The sequence below is a fragment of the Halomonas sp. IOP_31 genome (genome assembly GCF_021151495.1).
GTDB classification, from domain to species: Bacteria; Pseudomonadota; Gammaproteobacteria; order Pseudomonadales; family Halomonadaceae; genus Modicisalibacter; species Modicisalibacter zincidurans.
The window spans coordinates 309,722-328,330 of record NZ_JAIRBP010000001.1 but is presented as its reverse complement, the minus strand read 5'-3'; the positions used below and the strand labels follow the sequence as shown (position 1 = coordinate 328,330).

20 protein-coding genes and 1 tRNA gene are annotated in these 18,609 nt (G+C 61.1%); 17 read left to right on the top strand and 4 right to left on the bottom strand.

Going from position 1 to position 18,609, the window contains the following annotated elements; translation table 11 throughout:
* Positions 1 to 200 precede the first annotated feature (200 nt).
* From norR to K7I12_RS01630, 6 genes are all read left to right on the top strand, one after another.
* A complete protein-coding gene (norR, locus tag K7I12_RS01655) occupies positions 201 to 1,718 on the top strand; it encodes a nitric oxide reductase transcriptional regulator NorR (RefSeq protein ID WP_231662804.1) in 1,518 nt (505 codons plus the stop codon).
* 426 nt (positions 1,719 to 2,144) lie between these two features.
* The gene (locus K7I12_RS01650) at positions 2,145 to 2,462 is read left to right on the top strand and encodes a hypothetical protein (protein ID WP_231662803.1); all 318 of its coding nucleotides are present in this window, start codon (positions 2,145 to 2,147) and stop codon (positions 2,460 to 2,462) included.
* Between the two features lie 27 nt (positions 2,463 to 2,489).
* Positions 2,490 to 3,197 (top strand): succinate dehydrogenase iron-sulfur subunit, encoded by a 708-nt coding sequence (locus K7I12_RS01645; RefSeq protein WP_231662802.1) that lies wholly within the window; start codon positions 2,490 to 2,492, stop codon positions 3,195 to 3,197.
* Between the two features lie 229 nt (positions 3,198 to 3,426).
* Positions 3,427 to 4,035, top strand: coding sequence for a hemerythrin domain-containing protein (locus K7I12_RS01640; protein ID WP_231662801.1), 609 nt, complete (start codon positions 3,427 to 3,429; stop codon positions 4,033 to 4,035).
* Between the two features lie 60 nt (positions 4,036 to 4,095).
* Complete coding sequence (locus K7I12_RS01635) at positions 4,096 to 4,293, top strand: hypothetical protein (protein WP_231662800.1); 198 nt, start codon at positions 4,096 to 4,098, stop codon at positions 4,291 to 4,293.
* Between the two features lie 76 nt (positions 4,294 to 4,369).
* The gene (locus K7I12_RS01630) at positions 4,370 to 5,569 is read left to right on the top strand and encodes an NnrS family protein (RefSeq protein ID WP_231662799.1); all 1,200 of its coding nucleotides are present in this window, start codon (positions 4,370 to 4,372) and stop codon (positions 5,567 to 5,569) included.
* 340 nt (positions 5,570 to 5,909) lie between these two features.
* Here K7I12_RS01630 and K7I12_RS01625 read toward each other — a convergent pair whose 3' ends face one another.
* From K7I12_RS01625 to K7I12_RS01615, 3 genes are all read right to left on the bottom strand, one after another.
* Positions 5,910 to 6,203, bottom strand: coding sequence for a YbaN family protein (locus K7I12_RS01625; protein WP_231662798.1), 294 nt, complete (start codon positions 6,201 to 6,203; stop codon positions 5,910 to 5,912).
* A gap of 164 nt (positions 6,204 to 6,367) precedes the next feature.
* Positions 6,368 to 7,756 (bottom strand): oxygen-independent coproporphyrinogen III oxidase, encoded by a 1,389-nt coding sequence (gene hemN / locus K7I12_RS01620; protein ID WP_031383397.1) that lies wholly within the window; start codon positions 7,754 to 7,756, stop codon positions 6,368 to 6,370.
* A 258-nt stretch (positions 7,757 to 8,014) separates the two neighbouring features.
* Positions 8,015 to 8,091, bottom strand: a tRNA-Pro gene (locus K7I12_RS01615).
* 202 nt (positions 8,092 to 8,293) lie between these two features.
* Between K7I12_RS01615 and K7I12_RS01610 the strand changes: the two genes are divergently transcribed.
* The 4 genes from K7I12_RS01610 to msrQ all read left to right on the top strand — a co-directional run bounded on the left by K7I12_RS01610 (position 8,294) and on the right by msrQ (position 11,442).
* On the top strand, positions 8,294 to 8,659 hold the full coding sequence (locus K7I12_RS01610; protein WP_031383398.1) for a CidA/LrgA family protein: 366 nt from the start codon (positions 8,294 to 8,296) through the stop codon (positions 8,657 to 8,659).
* A gap of 2 nt (positions 8,660 to 8,661) precedes the next feature.
* A complete protein-coding gene (locus K7I12_RS01605) occupies positions 8,662 to 9,384 on the top strand; it encodes an LrgB family protein (RefSeq protein ID WP_031383399.1) in 723 nt (240 codons plus the stop codon).
* Positions 9,385 to 9,778: 394 nt separating this feature from the next.
* A complete protein-coding gene (gene msrP, locus K7I12_RS01600; RefSeq protein WP_231662797.1) occupies positions 9,779 to 10,795 on the top strand; it encodes a protein-methionine-sulfoxide reductase catalytic subunit MsrP in 1,017 nt (338 codons plus the stop codon).
* Positions 10,795 to 11,442, top strand: a complete 648-nt coding sequence (gene msrQ, locus K7I12_RS01595) for a protein-methionine-sulfoxide reductase heme-binding subunit MsrQ (RefSeq protein ID WP_231662793.1) — start codon at positions 10,795 to 10,797, stop codon at positions 11,440 to 11,442. Before msrP ends, msrQ begins: the two co-directional genes overlap by 1 nt.
* 45 nt (positions 11,443 to 11,487) lie before the next feature.
* Here the strand turns inward: msrQ and K7I12_RS01590 are convergent, their stop codons facing one another.
* The gene (locus K7I12_RS01590; RefSeq protein ID WP_231662790.1) at positions 11,488 to 12,948 is read right to left on the bottom strand and encodes an SLC13 family permease; all 1,461 of its coding nucleotides are present in this window, start codon (positions 12,946 to 12,948) and stop codon (positions 11,488 to 11,490) included.
* Positions 12,949 to 13,127: 179 nt separating this feature from the next.
* On the opposite strand from K7I12_RS01590, the gene K7I12_RS01585 reads away from it, so the two are divergent.
* From K7I12_RS01585 to rplT, 7 genes are all read left to right on the top strand, one after another.
* Complete coding sequence (locus K7I12_RS01585) at positions 13,128 to 13,595, top strand: DUF2489 domain-containing protein (RefSeq protein WP_231662787.1); 468 nt, start codon at positions 13,128 to 13,130, stop codon at positions 13,593 to 13,595.
* Positions 13,596 to 13,633: 38 nt separating this feature from the next.
* Entirely contained in the window at positions 13,634 to 13,858 is a 225-nt protein-coding gene (locus tag K7I12_RS01580) for a hypothetical protein (protein ID WP_031383404.1), read from the top strand.
* Between the two features lie 387 nt (positions 13,859 to 14,245).
* A complete protein-coding gene (locus K7I12_RS01575) occupies positions 14,246 to 15,127 on the top strand; it encodes an OmpA family protein (protein ID WP_231662785.1) in 882 nt (293 codons plus the stop codon).
* 313 nt (positions 15,128 to 15,440) lie between these two features.
* Complete coding sequence (thrS, locus tag K7I12_RS01570) at positions 15,441 to 17,336, top strand: threonine--tRNA ligase (RefSeq protein ID WP_231662784.1); 1,896 nt, start codon at positions 15,441 to 15,443, stop codon at positions 17,334 to 17,336.
* Positions 17,302 to 17,913: a translation initiation factor IF-3 gene (infC, locus tag K7I12_RS01565; RefSeq protein ID WP_084173405.1), complete on the top strand. Its 612-nt coding sequence runs from the start codon at positions 17,302 to 17,304 to the stop codon at positions 17,911 to 17,913. Before thrS ends, infC begins: the two co-directional genes overlap by 35 nt.
* 93 nt (positions 17,914 to 18,006) lie before the next feature.
* Positions 18,007 to 18,201 (top strand): 50S ribosomal protein L35, encoded by a 195-nt coding sequence (rpmI, locus tag K7I12_RS01560; protein ID WP_231662782.1) that lies wholly within the window; start codon positions 18,007 to 18,009, stop codon positions 18,199 to 18,201.
* 37 nt (positions 18,202 to 18,238) lie between these two features.
* Positions 18,239 to 18,592 (top strand): 50S ribosomal protein L20, encoded by a 354-nt coding sequence (gene rplT, locus K7I12_RS01555; protein ID WP_136067628.1) that lies wholly within the window; start codon positions 18,239 to 18,241, stop codon positions 18,590 to 18,592.
* The last annotated feature ends 17 nt before the right edge of the window (positions 18,593 to 18,609 follow it).

Genomic DNA, 18,609 nt, shown 5'->3' with positions numbered 1-18,609 from the left:
TTTCAAGCCGCCCGATCACGGGCTCGCGGGTACCGCAACGAGGGCTACTTCATCACCATGATCTATCTGATTGGCAGCCCGGTGGGGAGCCTGCTGGATCAGGCCAAATCCACATGAAACGTCGAAGAGCCGGTAATAATGACCCTGCTGTGGTTGTTTTTACCGTTACTTGTTCACCGCGATCCGCCAGGAGTCTTGCCATGCTCGAAGATGTCGTGTTCGCCGATCTCACCGCCGAGCTGCCCAGCGCGGTACGGTTGCAGCGTCTGGTCAGGGCGCTGCGCGAGTACTTTCATTGCGGTGCCGTGGGCTTGCTGCGTCTCGATGGCGAGGCGCTGTGTCCGGTGGCGGTCGACGGGCTGACGCGCGAGGCGCTGGGGCGACGCTTCGTGGTGGCCCAGCACCCAAGGCTGGCGGCGATTCTCGCCCGTCGCGAGACGGTGGCCTTTCCGCCCGATTCCAGCCTGCCCGACCCCTACGATGGGCTGGTCGACAATCAGCTCGGCGACCCCTTGCCGGTCCACGATTGCATGGGCGTCAGCCTGCATGTCGAGGGCAGCCTGTGGGGCGCATTGACCCTGGATGCACTTACGCCCGGCACCTTCGACGAACGTGCGCAGGATGACCTGCAGCGTTTCACCCTGCTGGTCGAGGCGGCCGTGCGGATGACTCGCCTGGAGCAGGACGTGCGTCGCCTTCGCCTGTCGCGCAGCGATACCGCCAAGGACACCAGCGAGCGTCATCAGGGAGAGATCATTGGCCAGAGTCTCGTCATTCGACAACTGCTGGATGAGCTCGTGGTGGTCGCGGATTCCGAATTGCCGGTGTTGCTCACTGGCGAGACCGGTGTCGGCAAGGAGTTGTTCGCCCGCCACCTGCATCAGCGCTCACGGCGCCGGCGTCGTCCGCTGATCCAGATCAACTGCGCGGCGCTGCCCGAGTCACTGGCCGAAAGCGAGCTGTTCGGCCATGTGAAAGGCGCCTTCTCGGGGGCGGGCAAGACCCGCGCCGGGCGCTTCGAGGCGGCGGACGGCGGCACACTGTTTCTCGACGAGGTCGGCGAACTGCCACTGGCCATCCAGGCCAAGCTGCTGCGTACCCTGCAGAATGGCGAGATTCAACGCCTGGGCGAAGACGTGCCGCGCCATGTCGACGTACGCATCATCGCCGCGACCAACCGCAAATTGCACGACAGCGTGCGCGACGGACACTTTCGCGCCGATCTCTATCACCGCCTTTCGGTCTATCCGGTGCCGATCCCGCCGCTGCGCGAGCGAGGCAGCGATGTGCTGGTGCTGGCCGGACATTTTCTCGAGCTCAACCGGGCGCGGCTGGGAGTGCGTAGCTTGCGCCTGTCGTCGGCTGCCGAGGATGCGCTGAGTGGCTACGACTGGCCGGGCAATGTGCGCGAGCTCGAGCATGTGATTAGTCGGGCGGCGATCAAGGCGCTCAGCCAGGGGGCGCGTCGTGAAGACATCGTCACGCTGGAGCCCGGGTTGCTTGACCTGCCGCTGGCCGGCGCGCAGCCGATCGCGTCCGCGGAGCCGCTCCAGGATGCACCGGTCGAGGCGCTGCACGACAGCGTGGCGCGCACCCAGCGCCAGGCCATCCGCCATGCCCTCGAACGTGCCGGCGGCAACTGGTCGGCGGCGGCGCGGCGACTCGAGGTCGATTCCAGCAATCTGCACAAGCTGGCTCGGCGGCTGGGGATCAAGTAGGGGACGCTCGGCAAAGCAGGGCATGAAGATTTCAGGGGCCGCTGTATGGCCGTATGTGCTATATGTTTTGCGGTGCGCATACTAGATGTTGTGAATTGGCTGGGCGTTGAAGTGGGGTTGCCTTGATATGGGTCAGTTTCGCGGCGTCTCTGGAGTGGCACGATGGCTATCGCTCACCGAGGTAGCCGGTCGCTGCCGTTTCAGCGCCGCGCTTACACGGCTCGAACGCTTGGCCAAACGCCGACCCATGAACCATGTTTCTGACTAGGAGCGCGTCGGACTTGACACTGACCTACTGCGAATCCCGGCCTTTCGGCCAATTCCATCGATCCATTTCGTTAAATAGTGCGCTATTCGCCTCAATCGATCGATAAATTCGACTCGAAACCCGTGCTTCTCGTGACGATCGGCCCTAGGAGACCATCCATGAATTCGCCTGCCGAGGCCGTCAAAACGTCCAGCGAGGTGCCGATGCAGACGCCCTCTCAAGCCATCTGGGACGCCAAGTACCGACTCAAGGATCGCCACGGCACGCCGGTGGACAAGGACGTGGCCGATACCTGGGAGCGGGTGGCGCGTGGATTGGCACAAGTCGAAGGCGAACAGCGCGCTGCCTGGCTGCCCAGGTTCCGCTGGGCGCTGGAAGCGGCTGGTCGAAGTGCGGCTGAAATAGACCATGACCCGCTGAACTGCCGCTCGTCGCCGACTTCGTTTCTGTGTGCCGCGAGATCGCCGAGGGCATAACCATCATCACTATCCGCAAGGAAGACCATGTTTACCGTTCAGCTGTACCGCTATCATCCCGAACGCGACGATGCACCCTATATGGAAGCCTTCGAAATCGGCGATGAGTTCCGTCACAGGATGGTGCTTGAGGTGCTGGAGAACCTTAAGGTTTCAAACCCTGAACTGGCCTATCGGCGTTCCTGCCGCGAAGGCGTGTGTGGTTCAGATGGCATGAACATCAATGGCAAGAATGGCCTGGCCTGCATTACATCCGTGTCTGAAGCGCTGGGTCGAAAGGATACCTTGATACTAAGGCCGCTGCCCGGCATGCCGGTCATTCGCGACCTGGTCGTCGATCAGACTCTATTCTTCAGGCAATTCGAAAAGATCCGGCCCTACCTCATCAACGATAGCGTTCCGTCGACGATAGAGCGCCTGCAGAGCCCCGAAGACCGTGACAAGCTCGATGGCCTGTATGAATGCATCCTGTGCGCCTGCTGTTCTTCGCAATGTCCTTCCTGGTGGTGGAATCCGGAGAAGTTCATCGGACCGGCGGGGCTGATCCAGGCCTATCGTTTCCTGAACGACAGCCGCGATACCGCGACTCAGCAGCGCCTGGCCGAACTGGAAGATCCTTTCAGCGTCTTCCGCTGTCGTCAGATCGGCAACTGTACATGGGTCTGTCCTAAAGGGTTGAATCCGATGAAGGCCATCGGTCGCATCCGGGAGATGCTATTGAAAGAGAGTGTATGAAGTTGATTGAAAGTCGGCCTTGCCGCTCGCTTGGCGAATAGGGTTGATTTAACCCATTTCGGTGATATTAACCCAACATCAGGCAGGTCAATATCACCCAGTTAGAGCAAGTCTGTGCTCCTTCAATGGCTTGAGAACTGGCATGATTAATGCAGTGAATACTGCATGGTAGGCCATCAGATACAGAGGGTTGCCGGGCGTTATCTACCGACTATGTCAGGAGGTGATCATGACCATTCCCCTTCTCAAGCAGCTGCAAGACGATCATCGGGACTACGACGGCCTTCTCTGCATTCTCGATCGGCAGCTCGCCGGTGCCTGCAAGGGCGACATGCCGGATTTCACTCTGATGCGCGACATACTGCATTATCTGACGCGGCATGCCGAGCGCGTCCATCATGCCCTCGAAGAGCTCGTATTCGAGCGCCTGGCGATACGCCATCCCGAAATCCAGCCCACCCTGACGTTGCTCGATGAAGAGCACCGGCGCATCCGCGTTTACGGTGAAGAGCTTTATGTAAAGTTTATCGCTCTATCAAGTGCAGGGTCGACGGCCGAGATAGACTCGGCGACTAGCAATACGATTCAAGCGTACATCGAGCTTTACCGCGCCCGCATGCATGGCGAAGAGAGCCGCTGGCTCACCTCGCTTGCCGAAACGCTGCCGGCGAGTGATTGGCTGGGGCTGTTGACTGCATGCGACTGGAAGTGCGATCCACTGCTTCGCCCCGATGCTGCAGAGGCTTTCCAGACCCTCAAGTCGCATATTGCCAGGAATGGGGCAGGATACTGGATGGGGCAGGATCGAAAAGCCGATTTTTGCCCGCTCTGTTCATGAGCCCGTTGATTGCTCGATTAGCTCTCCTTGAACATCTGCTCAACGGCAGAAGGAATGACCATGAATAAGCCAATCGAGACCCAGTATATGAAGGGCATTGCAGTGCTATCACCGTCACTTCACGAGCTTGATTGCTCGGCACCGGCCCGGCCAAGCGTGGAGTTACAAGTGGAAGCTGCTCTGGATGAGGTCGATAGATCGAGCATGGAGTCCTTCCCGGCCAGTGGATTCGCCTTGCTGCCGATGGGGATCGAGTGAGGCGATATGCGCGGTCACGGTAGAGGGCTGTTCCCCACTCCTATTTGCGCATCATTTCAATCAGGAATTTGCTGCCATGAACGATACGACCAGCCTTCGCTATAATGATGAACCCGTGCTGCTCGCCTTTGCGTTCCGGCCTTTCTTCCTGCTCACCGCCCTCTACGCGGCAAGCCTGGTGGCGGCATGGTTCGCCTTCCTGTTCGGCGGGCTGCCGTTGCCGCTGGGCTTGAATCCGATTCAGTGGCATGCACATGAGCTTCTCTTCGGCATGGTACCGGCGGCCATCGCAGGCTTCTTGCTCACCGCGATGTGTAACTGGACGGGAGCGCCGCCTCTCAAGGGGAGCGGCCTGTTGGCGTTGGTTCTGCTATGGGCAGCGGGGCGGGCGGCAATGTGGTTGTCAGGGTGGCTGCCGCTGTGGTTGGTCGCGACGATCGACCTGGCATTCCTGCCGGCAATGGCGGCTTATGTCGCGCGAGTGCTGCTGTGCCATGGCAATTACCGCAACTTGGTGCTGGTTGCGCTGCTCGTTCTACTCGCTGGTGCCGACCTCTCGATGCACCTGGGGTTCAGTGGGTTTTGGCCTCCCCGGGGGCGATTGGGAGAAATCCTGGCGCTGGATCTGATTGCCGCGATCATGGTCGTGGTGGGCGGGCGAATCACGCCGGCGTTCACTGCCAACTGGCTAGGCATGCAGGGCCAGGATCCCGCCCTGGTGAGGCGCTCGGAGGTGCTGGATCGTGCGGCCTTCTGGAGCACGATCGCCATGGTGCCGGTGGACCTTGCGATGTCCTTTCCCGTGCCGGCTAGCCTCATTGCACTGATCGCCGCATTCGTCAACGGTTGGCGACTCCTGGCCTGGCGTGGCTGGAAAGCCTCGGCGGAGCCCCTCATATGGATTCTTCATGTGGCCCTGGGCTGGATCGTCGTGGCCTTGCTGCTCAAGGCGATGACGCCTTGGTTGGCGCTATCTCCCAGTGTCTGGATGCATGCGATGGGGGCCGGAGCGGCTGGCACCTTGATTCTTGGCGTGATGACCCGCGTGGCGATGGGCCATACGGGGCGGCCAATGCGCCTGCCACGCATGGCGATATGGATCTATGTCGCCATCATCACTGCGGGGCTGGTGCGGGTGATCGCGGCCTTCGTGCCGCAACTGGCCTATCCCGGGCTCAGCGTCTCGACAGTGGCCTGGGTCGTTGCCTTTCTGCTTTTTGTGCTTATCTACTGGCCGATCCTGAGCCGACCGCGCGCCGATGGTCGTCCCGGCTGAACGAAAGCTCGGAATGTGGCGAAACTCTCAGTGAGGTGGTCCTATCAGTGAGGTGGTCCTATGAAAAAGACAAGCTCTGTCCCGGCGACCCCGGCTGTCGAGCCGATACGCTGGCCGGATGAGGCCGAGTGCCTGCTGACCGGCGAATCGGAGGGTGCCTGTAGTGAATAGCCGTGCGCCTGCCTGCTCTCGGAAGTCGGCATATTGGGTGCGCTGGCCAGGGATTTCTGCCTGCAGTTTCGGAGCTGGCGGCGTTCCGACCGGAAGTGATCGTGAATATCGATGAATCGGGGCTCGCACTTCCCGCCAAGCGATACGCCGACAAGCCTGTCGTCTTCGCTCAGGAGGATGTGGCAGTAGGGCGGGTCACTAGAAAGATCGCCACGCAGGAAAAGAGGAGTCCGGTGATCATCGGGACCTTGGCGCTGTCGCTGGTCGCCAGCAGAATCAGCCAACTCACGAGAAGTAGCAGGCAGGCCAGCCATTTGGCGCGCTTCGGTACGGCGCGCTGTTCGCGCCAGGCCCGCAATGGCGGGCCGAAATGCGGATGACGATGCAGCCAGTCATCGAGGCGCGCCGACCCCTTGGGAGCGGCCCAGGCAGCGACCAGCAGAAATGGGGTGGTGGGCAGCAAGAGGAAGCACGATTCCGGCTGCGCCCAGCCCGACGCAGCCATAGGCCAGGCAAAGGTAGGCGAGGCGACGTGGCGAAGCCATGGACAGCCTCCTTGATCACTCCGGTAGCAGCACGATCGCCAGCATATGTACGACCCGCGCCAGAAAGTAGTATTCCATGGCGTCACACGGTCCGCGAGAACAGGCCGCGCTGGCCTTCGCCCAGGTAGGCGTCGAAGGCCATGGCGACGCTGCGCAGCATCAACTGGCCTTGAGGCAGCAGCGTCACCAGGCCATCCCGTACCGTCACCAGGCCATCGGCGACATGGCCGGCGAGCTGTTCCAGCGACTCGGCGAAATAGTCGGTGAAATCGATCTGGTAGCGGCGCTCGAAGTGGGCCATGTCGAGGTGACCATGGCACATCAGGGCCATGATCACGTCGCGGCGCAGGCAATCGTCATCGTGGAGCCGGTAGCCGCGCTTGACCGGCAGGCGGCCGGCATCGAGGCGGCCATAATACTGGGAAAGCTCCTTGGCGTTCTGGCTGTAGCTGTCGGCCACCTTGCCGATGGCCGACACGCCTAGGCCAATCAGATCGCAGTCGGCATGCGTGGAGTAGCCCTGGAAGTTGCGCTGCAGCGTGCCGTTCTCTCGAGCCAGCACCAGTTCATCGTCGGGCAGCGCGAAGTGATCCATGCCGATGTACACGTAGCCCGCCGCGGTCAGGCGCTGGATGGTCAGTTCGAGCAGTTCCAGCTTGCGCTCGGGCGGCGGCATGTGTTCGGGGCGGATCAGGCGCTGGGACTTGAACATGCTGGGCAGGTGAGCGTAGCTGTAGGCAGCGATGCGGTTGGGGCGAATATCGATGACCTTGGCCAGGGTGGCGTCGAAGCTCTCCACGTTCTGCAGCGGCAGGCCATAGATCAGGTCGACGCTCAGCGAGTCGAAATCGGCCTCGCGGGCCGCCTCGACCAGGCTACATACCTGGGATTCGCTCTGGATGCGATTGACCGCGGCCTGTACGTCCGGATCGAAGTCCTGCACGCCGAAACTCAGCCGATTGAAGCCCAGCCGACGCAACGCATGAAGGCGCTCGGGCGTTACCGTTCGCGGATCGACTTCCACGGAAAATTCATGCGCGCCGCGAGTATCGAAGCGAAACGCCTGACGCAAGGCGACCATCAGCTCGGCAAGCTGGGCGTTGGTGAAGTAGGTCGGTGTACCGCCGCCCAGGTGGAGCTGGGTCAGCCGGCGATCGGCTTTGAACAGCTCCGCCTGCATCGCGATCTCACGCTTGAGATAATCGAGATACTCGGCGGCCTTCTCGGTCTTCTGGGTGATGATCTTGTTGCAGGCACAGTAGTGGCAGAGGCTCTTGCAGAACGGAATATGCACGTACACCGACAACGGCTTGGGCAGCGGATCGGCGTTGCTGGCTTTCGTGGCCAGCCGGTAGTCGTCCATGGCAAAGGCTTCATGAAACTGCGGCGCGGTCGGGTAGGAGGTATAACGAGGCCCCGGGAAGTCGTATTTGCTGACCAGGGCACGATCGAAAGCGTGCGGTTGGCTCATGAATCTGCCCTCCGAGACGAAACATGAGCGCACTATACGAGGTCCTGCAGTTACGCAAGTTGCTTTCGATCATCTTCGCTGCGATCGGCATTGCTCGCTTATGGGCCTGCCTGCCCGTGAAGACATTACCTGGCACTTCGCAAGGAATGGCTGAGGCATGATCTCATCGGGTCGCTTCGGTCGGCATGACCCGAATAGCCAGAAAGCTGAAGCCGCCACTCGGAATGACCCGTAAGCGGCGGTTTTCATTAATCTATTTGGTCGGAGCGACAGGATTCGAACCTGCGACCTCTGCAACCCCATTGCAGCGCGCTACCAAGCTGCGCCACGCTCCGACTTTATCATGCTCGAGTAGGGAGTCGGTGCTTGCCGAGACCCTGCCCAAGGACGAGGCATATAGTAGCGATTTTCCCATCAAATGCAAGCGGGAATTGCGCTTTCCTTTCAATCGCTTGTCTCCAGCGGAGCGTACTGTGGGCAGTGGGCGCGCGGCGTCCGTTGTATAATTTCGTCACATGTGAAGCCCGGGGAGGGAAGATGCCGTTGATCGTGGGAATGAGCGTTCTGCTGGGCTGTCAGTTCATTGGCGAGTTGCTGGTGCGAGCCCTGGCGGTACCGGTGCCCGGCCCGGTGCTGGGAATGGTCGTGCTGCTGATCGGGCTGATGGTCAACGGCCGGGTGCCGAGCGCGCTGCGCATGGCCGGCGAGGGCTTGCTGCGCTATTTGACGCTGCTGTTCGTGCCGGCCGGGGTGGGGCTCATGACTCACTTCGGCTTGATCCGCGAGGAGCTCGGCATACTGGCCGTTACCCTGGTGGCTTCCACGGCACTGACATTGGCAGTCACCGCCAAGGTGCTCGATTGGCTGGCGCGTCGCCATCTGCGAGGAAAAGGAGAGTCGTAACGATGGCGGATTTCGAGCGTCTATGGGTCTATCTCTCCGGCAATCCGCTGGTATCGCTGTTGGCCACGTTGGTGGCGTTCTATTTCGCCACGCACATCAACCGCTGGGCGCGCCATTCGCCGCTTGTGCACCCGGTGTTGGTGGCCATTGCCTTGCTGATCGGTTTCCTGATGCTGACGGGCATCGATTATGCCAGTTATTTCCAGGGCGCCCAGTTCATCCACTTCCTGCTGGGTCCGGCGACGGTGGCATTGGCGATACCGCTGTTCGATCATCGCGAGCGGGTACGACGGTTGTGGCTGCCGATCCTGCTCGCCTGCGTGACGGGCATTGTGACCGCTGTCGGATCGACGCTGGGCATTGCCATGCTGCTGGGCGCACAGCGCGAGACGTTGTTGTCGCTGGCGCCGCGTTCGGTGACCTCGCCGATCGCCATGGGAATCGCTGAGCAGGTGGGCGGTATTCCGTCATTGGCGGCGGGGCTGGTGCTGCTGACCGGTTCGATCGGCTGCGTGCTGGGGCCATGGTTATTGCGCTGGCTGAAGATCGAGGATCCCAGCGTGCGCGGCTTCACCATGGGATTGGCGGCCCATGGCTTCGGCACGGCGCAGAGCTTCGCTTCTTTCGGCGCGATGGCCGGCGCCTTCGCCGGATTGGCGATGGGGCTGACGGGAATGCTCACCGCCTTTCTGCTGCCGTTGATCGTCAGCCTGTTGGGGCTTTGAATGGCGTTGCCTGATCAGCTGTCTGACGCTCCACTCCAGTAAGCAGGCAAGTCAAGTAATGTGCCGCCCAAGAGAACAAGCCATAGCCGCAGTCGATAGGCAGCCATCGTTATCAGGTGTTGCGCGTCGCAACCGTCTCGGGCTACCTTGATGCGATACTCTGAATTGCCGAGTACATGTACAGATAGTCTTGTATAGATAGTCGGCGGTCTGGTGCTCGTCCTCGACTACCAGAATAGGCACATCGTCCTGCGCGGAATCGAGACAGGATAGCCGGCCATGCCCCTTCTGCCCATTATGACGCTGTAATCCTGCCGTCAGCTGTTTGACGAAGTCTTTGTGCCACAATGTTGGAACGTGTCGCGTCAAAGTCTGCCCCCAGTGGAGGCATCCTATGTTGATCAAAATCGCCAAACCCAGCGATCTGTGCGAATCCACGGTGACACCGGAATCCACCTACCTCTCCCGCCGCCGCTTCATGGGCGGCATGGTGGGCCTGGGGGCGGGGCTGACCCTGTCCGGCCGGGTCAGGGCCAGCACCGACTACTCGGACGTTCCCGACGGTGATGCACCGGCATGGCTGCAGGAAAAACTTGATGCCTCCCGCGAGCGAGTCATCGTGCCAGACGACCCCGAGCGGGACGAGATTGCCCCTTTCGACGACGCCAGCGGCTACAACAATTTCTATGAATTCGGCTCCAGCAAGTCAGACCCTGCTCGCTACGCAGGCAACCTGGACACTCAGCCGTGGAGCGTAGTGGTCGACGGTGAGGTTAATAACGGCGGCCGCTTGGCCCTGGAGGACATCGCCACCCCGTCCCGGTTCGAGGAGCGCATCTACCGGCTGCGCTGTGTCGAGGCGTGGTCGATGGTGATCCCCTGGCTGGGCATACCGCTCGCCGCGGTAATCAGGCGCGCCGACCCCACCAGCAAAGCCCGCTATGTCCGCTTCGAAACGCTGGTCGACCCCGAGCAGATGCGGGGCCAGCGTTCCTCGTTCTCGCTGATCGACTGGCCCTACGTGGAGGGGCTGCGGCTGGATGAGGCCATGCACCCGCTGACGATACTCGCTCTGGGCATGTACGGCCGCGAACTGCCCAACCAGAATGGCGCGCCACTGCGGCTAGTGGTGCCATGGAAGTACGGCTTCAAGAGCATCAAGTCGATCGTGCGTATCTCGCTGGTTGAAGAGCAACCTGTCAACTCCTGGCAGCGAATCGCTCCGGAAGAGTATGGCTTCTATGCCAACGTCAACCCGCAGGTCGACCACCCGCGCTGGAGCCAGGCCACCGAGAGGCGCCTGCCCAATAGCCTGTTCAGCCCCAACACCATCGATACCCTGATGTTCAACGGCTACGCCGATGAAGTGGCCGAGTTGTATGCGGGCATGGATCTGCGGAAGAACTTCTGATGGCAACGCAGCGAAAATGGCGACTCTGGCGCAGTGGTGTGTTCCTGGCGGCGCTGGTGCCCCTTGTGCTATGGGGATGGCAAGTGGCCAACAACGCTGCCGGCCCCGAGCCGGGGCGCTACCTGCTGCTGAATATCGGCCAGGGTGCGCTGTGGATGCTGCTGCTGACTCTGAGCCTGACGCCACTCACCAAGCTTACCCGCTGGAAAGGCTTTGCGCTGATCCGGCGGCAACTTGGCCTCTGGACGCTGGCCTACGCTTTCCTGCACATGCTCAGCTATGTCCTGTTCATTCTGGCGCTCGACTGGGCAATGTTGGGTAGCGAATTGGTAAAACGCCCCTACATCATCGTCGGCATGCTGGCATTGATAGGCCTTGGCGCGCTTGGCCTCACTTCCAACCGCTGGTCGATGCGCCGATTGGGCAAGCGTTGGAAGACACTACACAGGCTAGCCTACCCCATCCTGGGGCTGGTACTGCTGCACTTCCTCTGGGTGGTGCGCGCCGACCTCGGGCAATGGACAATGTATGCCATGGTATCTGCCCTGGTCATGGCGACTCGCTTGCCACCGGTGGCCCGAATGCTTCCCAAGTTACGTCAGCGACTCGCTAGTGCGTGGATTTCCTCGATAACCAGACCGCTATAAGCCTTTCATCGAGCAGCGTGTAGCGAGCTCGGCGGCTCTTGAGGCTCACCAGAAGGTATTGACTACGAAGTAAGCCACTAACGTGACGACGATCGTGCCGGCGACATTGAGGGCGAAGCCGGCGCGAATCATCGACTGGATCTTCATGTGACCGGTGGCGAACACGATGGCGTTGGGGGGCGTCGCAACGGGCATCATGAATGCGCAGCTGGCGGCGATGGCCGCGGGCACCGTGATCAGTAGCGGCGAAACGTCCAGCGACATCGCCAGGGCGCCGAGCAGCGGTAGGAAGGCTGCCGCCGTGGCCGTGTTGGAGGTCACTTCGGTGAGGAAGATGATGATCAACACCACCATGGCGACCAGGCCGATCAACGGCAGCACCTCGAACATCGACAGCTGATTGGCGATCCATTCGGCGAGCCCGGAGCTCTTGATCACCCCGGCCAGTGCCAAGCCGCCGCCGAATAGCAGCAGCACGCCCCAGGGCAGTTCCTTGGCCTGATCCCAGTCGAGCAGATTTACTCCACGCTGGCTGCCACTCGGCAGCAGGAACAGCAGCAGGCCGGCGGCGATGGCGATCGTGGTGTCTGATACCCAGTCCAGCCCCAGATTGTTGATCAGCGGGCGGGTGATCCAGGCCAGCGCAGCCAGCAGGAAGATCACCCCGACACGTCGTTCGGCCGCGGAGAAGCCACCCAGCTCGTCGAGTTGCTGGGCGACCATATTCTTGCTGTCTTCGCCGGCATCCAGCGAGAAGCCGCCGCGGGTCAGCCACAGCCAGGCGAGGATCAGCATGATGATGCTCACCGGCAGCCCGACGACCATCCACTGGGCGAAACCGATGTCGATATTGCGATCGTTGGATAGATAGGCCGCCAGCAGGGCGTTGGGGGGCGTGCCGATCAGGGTGGCGATGCCGCCGATGCTCGCCGCATAGGCGATCGCCAGCAGCAGGGCCGTGGCGTAGCGGTTGATCTCCTGAGGATCCTTGTCACCGAGCAGGTTGATCACCGACATGCCGATCGGCAGCATCATGATGCTGGTCGCGGTATTCGAGACCCACATGCTCAGAAAACCAGTGGCGAGCATGAAGCCGGCAATCTGACGGCGTGGCTGGTAGCCGACGTATTTCAGCACGTTGAGGGCGATGCGCCGGTGCAACTCCCAGCGCTGCATGCTCAGACCGATCAGGAAACCACCGAGAAACAGGAAGATGATCGGGTTGGCATAGCTCGATGCCGTGGGCTTGAGGTCATCGATGCCCAGCGCCGGTACCAGGACCAGAGGCAGCAACGCTGTGGCGGGTATGGGGATCGCCTCTGTCGACCACCAGGTCGCCATCAGCAGTGCCAGGCCGGCGCAGTACCAGGCGGTGATCGGCATTTCGCCGGGAGCCGGAACGATCAGCACCAGCGCGAGCCAGAAAAAGCCTAACCAGAGTCCGATGCGCGCGGCGATGGAAGGCTGGAAGTGGGGTTCGCGGGTCGCTTCGCTGTCATCTGTCACGTCATGCCTCCTTGCCGTTTCCGTGTAGGCTCTCTGCTGCAGGCTAGCCTGCTCCGCGCGTGGGCGACAGGCTGGCGGACGTGCATTGTACAGTGCGAGGCCGATTCGTCAGTAGCGGTTGGGTCGATCCGTGGCGCCACGTATACTGCGCGCAACGATGAGCGGGCCGGTGAGGCATGATGAATCAATCGATAGGCTGGGTGCTGCTCGGAATCGCGATTATCGCGATCCTGGGGCTTGCCGGATACGCGTGGCGGCTCTGGCAGGAGGTGCGCCGGCGGGAGCGGTTCCGTGCCGAGGAAGTGCGGCGTGCCAATGAAAATTGCCTGGAAAGCCTCGCTATCATTGCGCGGGCGATGAAGGCCGAGCAGGTCGACCTGACCGAGGGCAGCCTGCGTTGCAAGGTGCTGCTCGAGATTATCGATCCCCGCCTGCTCGAGCGTGAATCGCTGCGCGTGCTCGATGAAGTGCATCGGCGCACTGCGCACCTGCATACGCATACCGCCCGTCAGGCGTTGTCGCCACGCGAGCGCATGGGCGAAGATCGCGAGCGCCTGGCGCTGGAGGGCGAGTTGCGGCAACGTATCCTAGCCGCCGCCGGTGCGGTCGACGACTTCGTTCGGGGCTGGCCGGCCAGCCTGCACTGAATCCGACGTCTTCTAATGCGAACGATGGAGCCATCGTGATGCCCCTGTCCTTGCTCGCCACGCCGCTCGCCGATTTGCGTCACGCGCTGCATGCCTCGCCCGAGCTTTCCGGCGACGAGTCCCGAACGGCGGATCAAGTGGCCGACTGGCTCATTCAGGCGGATGCCGCTGGCGACGTTGCCCGCGGCGCATCGCTGGTCCGAGGACTTCGGAGCGTTGAGTGGCTGTTGCGAAGGGGCGATGTTCACGCTGGGAAGTGGTGAAGACTGCCTAGGTTGCATCATCCGACATTTGATTTTCCCGACGCCTTGCTCGATCGAGCGGCCACCATTTTTTGCGGATTGGCCGACTATCATCTTGCATGATCGATGCGGCCGGGTATCCTTGTATAAACTTCGTACAGGTGAAGAATTTGCACGATTTCGCGCAATCCTTCACGATGCATGCTGATCGAAGTAAAGAATGCGTCATCCCGGGCAAGCCGAGATGGCAGCATGAGAGCACTGGCCGAAATGGCGCATTTGTGCTTTCTTTTTTGAAGACGGGATAGGTGCAAAAACGTCCTGGCCGAGCTTATTGGGTTCCGACTGGTTTGGGCCCACCGAGTAACGACACGTTACGACGAGCGCTGTGTAAAGAAGGAGTCTTACATGAAGATATCAACGACTGGTTTGCTAGTTGGGTTCGCGTTAGTGCTAGCAAGTTGGACCATCTCTAGTCCCGCCTACTCTTCCTCCGATACCCGGCAGGACGCCTGGTATCAATCGCCTTTCGTCTGCGGCCTGGCCGGCGGTCTGATCGGTGGTGGCATCGGCTACGCCTCGAGCAGCGATGCCGACGAGAACGATGGTGCAGCCATAGGCGGCGTCACCGGTGCCACCGCCGGGGCTCTGCTGTGCGCCGATTATGGCAGCAATGTCGTCGACAGCGATGGCGATGGGGTTCCGGACGATCGCGATCAGTGCCCCAATACGCCGGCCGGCGTTGCCGTCAATGCCGACGGTTGCCCGCTAGACACCGATGGTGACGGCGTACCCGATTACAAGGACGAGTGCCCGGGAACCCCGGCAGGTGTGGAAGTGAACGCCTCCGGCTGCCCGCTCGATTCCGACGGTGACGGCGTGCCCGACTACATGGATCAGTGCCCCGACACCCCGGCAGGTGCCGATGTCAACGCGCTGGGCTGTGAAGCCGATATCGTGCTGCGAGATGTCAACTTCGAGTTCGATTCGGCCACTTTGACCTCTCAGGCTGAAATGATTCTCGACGATGTCGCTAGCAAGCTTGCCGCCAACGAGAATGTCCGTGTTCGCCTCGAGGGGTATACCGATTCCATCGGTAGTGAAGCGTACAACAAGGATCTGTCTCAGCGTCGTGCCCAGTCGGTCAAGGATTACCTGATCTCGCAGGGCATTTCCGCGAACCGCATGCGGGCCATCGGTTACGGCGAGCAGCAGCCGATCGCGACCAATGAAACGGCAGCGGGTCGTGCCGAGAACCGTCGCGTCGAACTGGGTGAATGGACTCAGTGACGCTGACACCATGAGGCCAGGTATCGTTTAGCTGGCTGAATGCAGGAAGGGGCGCCAAGGCGCCCCTTCTTCGTGTGTGGCTGGCCGTGCGCAACGGCCTGGAAGTGGACTCGAGTCGGGGCCGCCTGCTAATGTAACGCCGCGCATCCATTCGCCGGCCGGCTCTCATGGCCTGGTACGCTGGTGCTGAGCGCGATCGCCAGGCGACGTGCATAGAAGAAATGCAGAGTAGATAGTCAGTCTCGCCATACACCGTTTTTTTTGCGACATGTGATCCCTGGTATGGATCACCACTGCGCTTTAGGATTCCTGAATGCCCATCGTGACCCTTCCCGACGGCAGCCAACGCCGTTACGACGCCCCGTTGAGTATCATGCAAGTTGCCGAGTCGATCGGCCCGGGCCTGGCCAAGGCCTGCGTTGCCGGCAAGATCAATGGTCGGCTGGTCGATGCCGCCGATCTCGTCGAAGACGATGCCGAGGTGGCGATCATCACCGCCCGTGATCCCGAAGGGCTCGAGATCATTCGCCACTCCTGCGCCCATTTGATCGGCCATGCCGTCAAGCAGCTTTATCCCGATGCCAAGATGGCTATCGGACCGGTGATCGAGGACGGCTTTTACTACGACATCGATTTCGGCCGCTCGGCGACCCCCGAGGATCTCGAGGCCATCGAGCAGCGCATGAAGCAGCTGATCGACAAGGGCTACGATGTTGTGCGCGAGTACGTCGATCGCGATCAGGCGATGCTGACCTTCCTGCATCGCGACGAACCCTACAAGCAGGAAATCGTTCGCGAGATTCCCGAAGGCGAGACGATCCGTCTCTACCATCATGAGGAATACACGGACATGTGCCGTGGGCCTCATGTGCCCAATACGCGGCATCTCAAGGCCTTCAAGCTGACCAAGCTGGCCGGCGCCTACTGGCGGGGCGATGCCGAGAAGCCGATGCTGACGCGCATCTACGGCACGGCCTGGGACGACAGGAAACAGCTCAAAGCCTACCTCAAGCGCCTCGAGGAGGCCGAAAAGCGCGATCATCGCAAGCTGGCTCGCAAGCTCGACTTCTTCCATATGCAGGAAGAGGCGCCGGGCATGGTGTTCTGGCATCCGCGCGGCTGGACCCTGTGGCAGACGGTCGAACAGTACATGCGCAACGTCTACAAGGAGGGCGGCTATCAGGAAATCCGCTGCCCCCAGATCATGGACGTCTCGTTGTGGAAGAAATCCGGCCACTGGGACAACTACGCCGAGAACATGTTCTTCACCGAGTCGGAAAAGCGCGAGTACGCGCTCAAGCCGATGAACTGCCCGGGCCACGTGCAGGTCTTCAATTCGGGGCTGCGCAGCTATCGCGAACTGCCGGTGCGTTACGGCGAGTTCGGCGGTTGTCACCGCAACGAGCCTTCGGGCGCGCTGCACGGCATCATGCGGGTGCGGGCCTTCACTCAGGACGATGGCCACGTGTTCTGTACCGAGACCCAGATCGAGTCCGAAGTCACCGCCTTTCATCGTCAGGCGCTCAAGGTCTATCGCGATTTCGGTTTCGAGGATATCGCCGTCAAGATCGCCCTGCGCCCCGAAAAGCGTCTGGGTGGCGATGACGTCTGGGAGCGTGCCGAAGCCGCGCTGCGAGGCGCGCTCTCCGCCTGTGACGTAAAATGGGAGGAGCTGCCGGGCGAAGGGGCCTTCTACGGGCCCAAGATCGAATATCACATGAAGGACTGCCTGGGGCGCGAGTGGCAGGTGGGCACCATGCAGGTCGATTTCATGATGCCGACACGCCTGGGGGCGCAGTACGTGACCGAAGTCGGCGATCGTCAGCCGCCGGTCATGCTCCACCGTGCCATCGTCGGTTCCATGGAGCGCTTTATCGGTATCCTCATCGAGCACTACGCCGGAGCGATGCCATTGTGGCTGGCGCCTCATCAGGCGGTGGTGCTGAACATCACCGATGCGCAGCGCGACTATGTCGGAAAAATCGAAAAACGCCTGCAAAATACCGGGCTGCGCGTCAAGTCGGACTTGAGGAACGAGAAGATCGGCTTTAAAATCCGCGAGCATACGTTGCAGAAGGTCCCCTATCTCCTTGTGGTTGGAGATAAGGAAGTCGAGACCGACTCGGTGGCCGTGCGTACGCGCAGCGGCGACGACCTGGGCGGCATGACGGTGGATGCCTTCATCGAGCGGGTGCAGGCCGAGCGGTAACAGCGACATCTTCCAAGGCAAAAGTGGAGACGGAACCATCAAGAGAAGCAACCCGAGAGGGCGTCCTCAGGAAAAGCGCCCACCAATGAACGAGCGGATTACCGAAGATCAGGTCCGCCTGATCGCCAGCGACGGCGAGCAGCTGGGCATCGTACCCACCAGCGATGCACTCGAGCGCGCCGAAGCGGAAGGTATGGACCTCGTACAGATTTCCAATGCCGATCCGATCGTCTGCAAGATCATGGATTACGGCAAGTTCCTCTTCGAGCAGAAGAAGCAGAAGGCTGCTCAGAAGAAGAAGACCAAGCAGATCCAGGTCAAGGAAGTCAAATTCCGGCCTGGCACCGACGAGGGCGACTACCAGGTCAAGCTCAAGAACCTGATCCGGTTCCTCGAAGGTGGCGACAAGGGCAAGGTCACCCTGCGCTTCCGGGGTCGTGAAATGGCTCACCAGGACATCGGCCGCAAGCTGATGGAACGGATTGCCGCCGATCTCGAGGAGCTGGCCGCTGTCGAGTCCTTCCCCAAGATGGAAGGCCGTCAGATGGTCATGATCCTGGCCCCGAAGAAGAAGTGATCCGTCGGCAAGTGAACGGGTGGTCGCTGCACGCTGGTGCGTGTCGGGCCACCGGCCATGGATTTTCTAAAAAACCCGAGCGGAGTTATCTCCATGCCGAAGATCAAGAGTAACAGGGGCGCCGCCAAGCGCTTCAAGAAGACCGCCAACGGCTTCAAGCACAAGCAGTCGTTTCGCAGTCACATCCTGACCAAGAAGTCCACCAAGCGTAAGCGTCAGCTGCGCGGCATGAAGCAGATCCACGATGCCGACAAGGCATTGATCTCGCGCATGCTGCCCAACCTGTAACGCATTGGTCGAATTCATTTAACGTCAGGAGATTGCCATGACTCGTGTCAAGCGTGGTGTCGTAGCGCGCCGTCGTCACAAGAAAATCATGAAGCAGGCCAAGGGCTACTACGGGGCCCGGTCTCGCGTGTTCCGTGTCGCCAAGCAGGCGGTCATCAAGGCGGGTCAGTACGCGTATCGCGACCGCCGTCAGCGCAAGCGCCAGTTCCGCGCGCTGTGGATCTCGCGGATCAACGCGGCGGCTCGCCAGAACGGCCTGTCGTACAGCCGCTTCATCGCCGGGCTCAAGCAGGCCGGTATCGAGATCGATCGCAAGGTTCTCGCCGATCTTGCCGTTCACGAAAAGGCTACCTTTACCGCCATCGTCGAGAAGGCCAAGGCTGCCCAGTAAGTGATGGCGCCGTCGAA

Excerpts from the sequence above, each read along its gene's own strand:
- rplT (WP_136067628.1), top strand. The coding sequence starts at position 18,239 with ATGACTCGTGTCAAGCGTGGTGTCGTAGCGCGCCGTCGTCACAAGAAA.
- msrQ (WP_231662793.1), top strand. The coding sequence starts at position 10,795 with ATGGCAACGCAGCGAAAATGGCGACTCTGGCGCAGTGGTGTGTTCCTG.
- K7I12_RS01650 (WP_231662803.1), top strand. The coding sequence starts at position 2,145 with ATGAATTCGCCTGCCGAGGCCGTCAAAACGTCCAGCGAGGTGCCGATG.
- msrP (WP_231662797.1), top strand. The coding sequence starts at position 9,779 with ATGTTGATCAAAATCGCCAAACCCAGCGATCTGTGCGAATCCACGGTG.
- norR (WP_231662804.1), top strand. The coding sequence starts at position 201 with ATGCTCGAAGATGTCGTGTTCGCCGATCTCACCGCCGAGCTGCCCAGC.
- K7I12_RS01640 (WP_231662801.1), top strand. The coding sequence starts at position 3,427 with ATGACCATTCCCCTTCTCAAGCAGCTGCAAGACGATCATCGGGACTAC.
- hemN (WP_031383397.1), bottom strand. The coding sequence starts at position 7,756 with ATGAGCCAACCGCACGCTTTCGATCGTGCCCTGGTCAGCAAATACGAC.
- infC (WP_084173405.1), top strand. The coding sequence starts at position 17,302 with ATGCCTTCATCGAGCGGGTGCAGGCCGAGCGGTAACAGCGACATCTTC.
- K7I12_RS01630 (WP_231662799.1), top strand. The coding sequence starts at position 4,370 with ATGAACGATACGACCAGCCTTCGCTATAATGATGAACCCGTGCTGCTC.
- K7I12_RS01610 (WP_031383398.1), top strand. The coding sequence starts at position 8,294 with ATGCCGTTGATCGTGGGAATGAGCGTTCTGCTGGGCTGTCAGTTCATT.
- K7I12_RS01605 (WP_031383399.1), top strand. The coding sequence starts at position 8,662 with ATGGCGGATTTCGAGCGTCTATGGGTCTATCTCTCCGGCAATCCGCTG.
- thrS (WP_231662784.1), top strand. The coding sequence starts at position 15,441 with ATGCCCATCGTGACCCTTCCCGACGGCAGCCAACGCCGTTACGACGCC.
- K7I12_RS01635 (WP_231662800.1), top strand. The coding sequence starts at position 4,096 with ATGAATAAGCCAATCGAGACCCAGTATATGAAGGGCATTGCAGTGCTA.
- K7I12_RS01645 (WP_231662802.1), top strand. The coding sequence starts at position 2,490 with ATGTTTACCGTTCAGCTGTACCGCTATCATCCCGAACGCGACGATGCA.
- K7I12_RS01585 (WP_231662787.1), top strand. The coding sequence starts at position 13,128 with ATGAATCAATCGATAGGCTGGGTGCTGCTCGGAATCGCGATTATCGCG.
- K7I12_RS01575 (WP_231662785.1), top strand. The coding sequence starts at position 14,246 with ATGAAGATATCAACGACTGGTTTGCTAGTTGGGTTCGCGTTAGTGCTA.
- rpmI (WP_231662782.1), top strand. The coding sequence starts at position 18,007 with ATGCCGAAGATCAAGAGTAACAGGGGCGCCGCCAAGCGCTTCAAGAAG.
- K7I12_RS01580 (WP_031383404.1), top strand. The coding sequence starts at position 13,634 with ATGCCCCTGTCCTTGCTCGCCACGCCGCTCGCCGATTTGCGTCACGCG.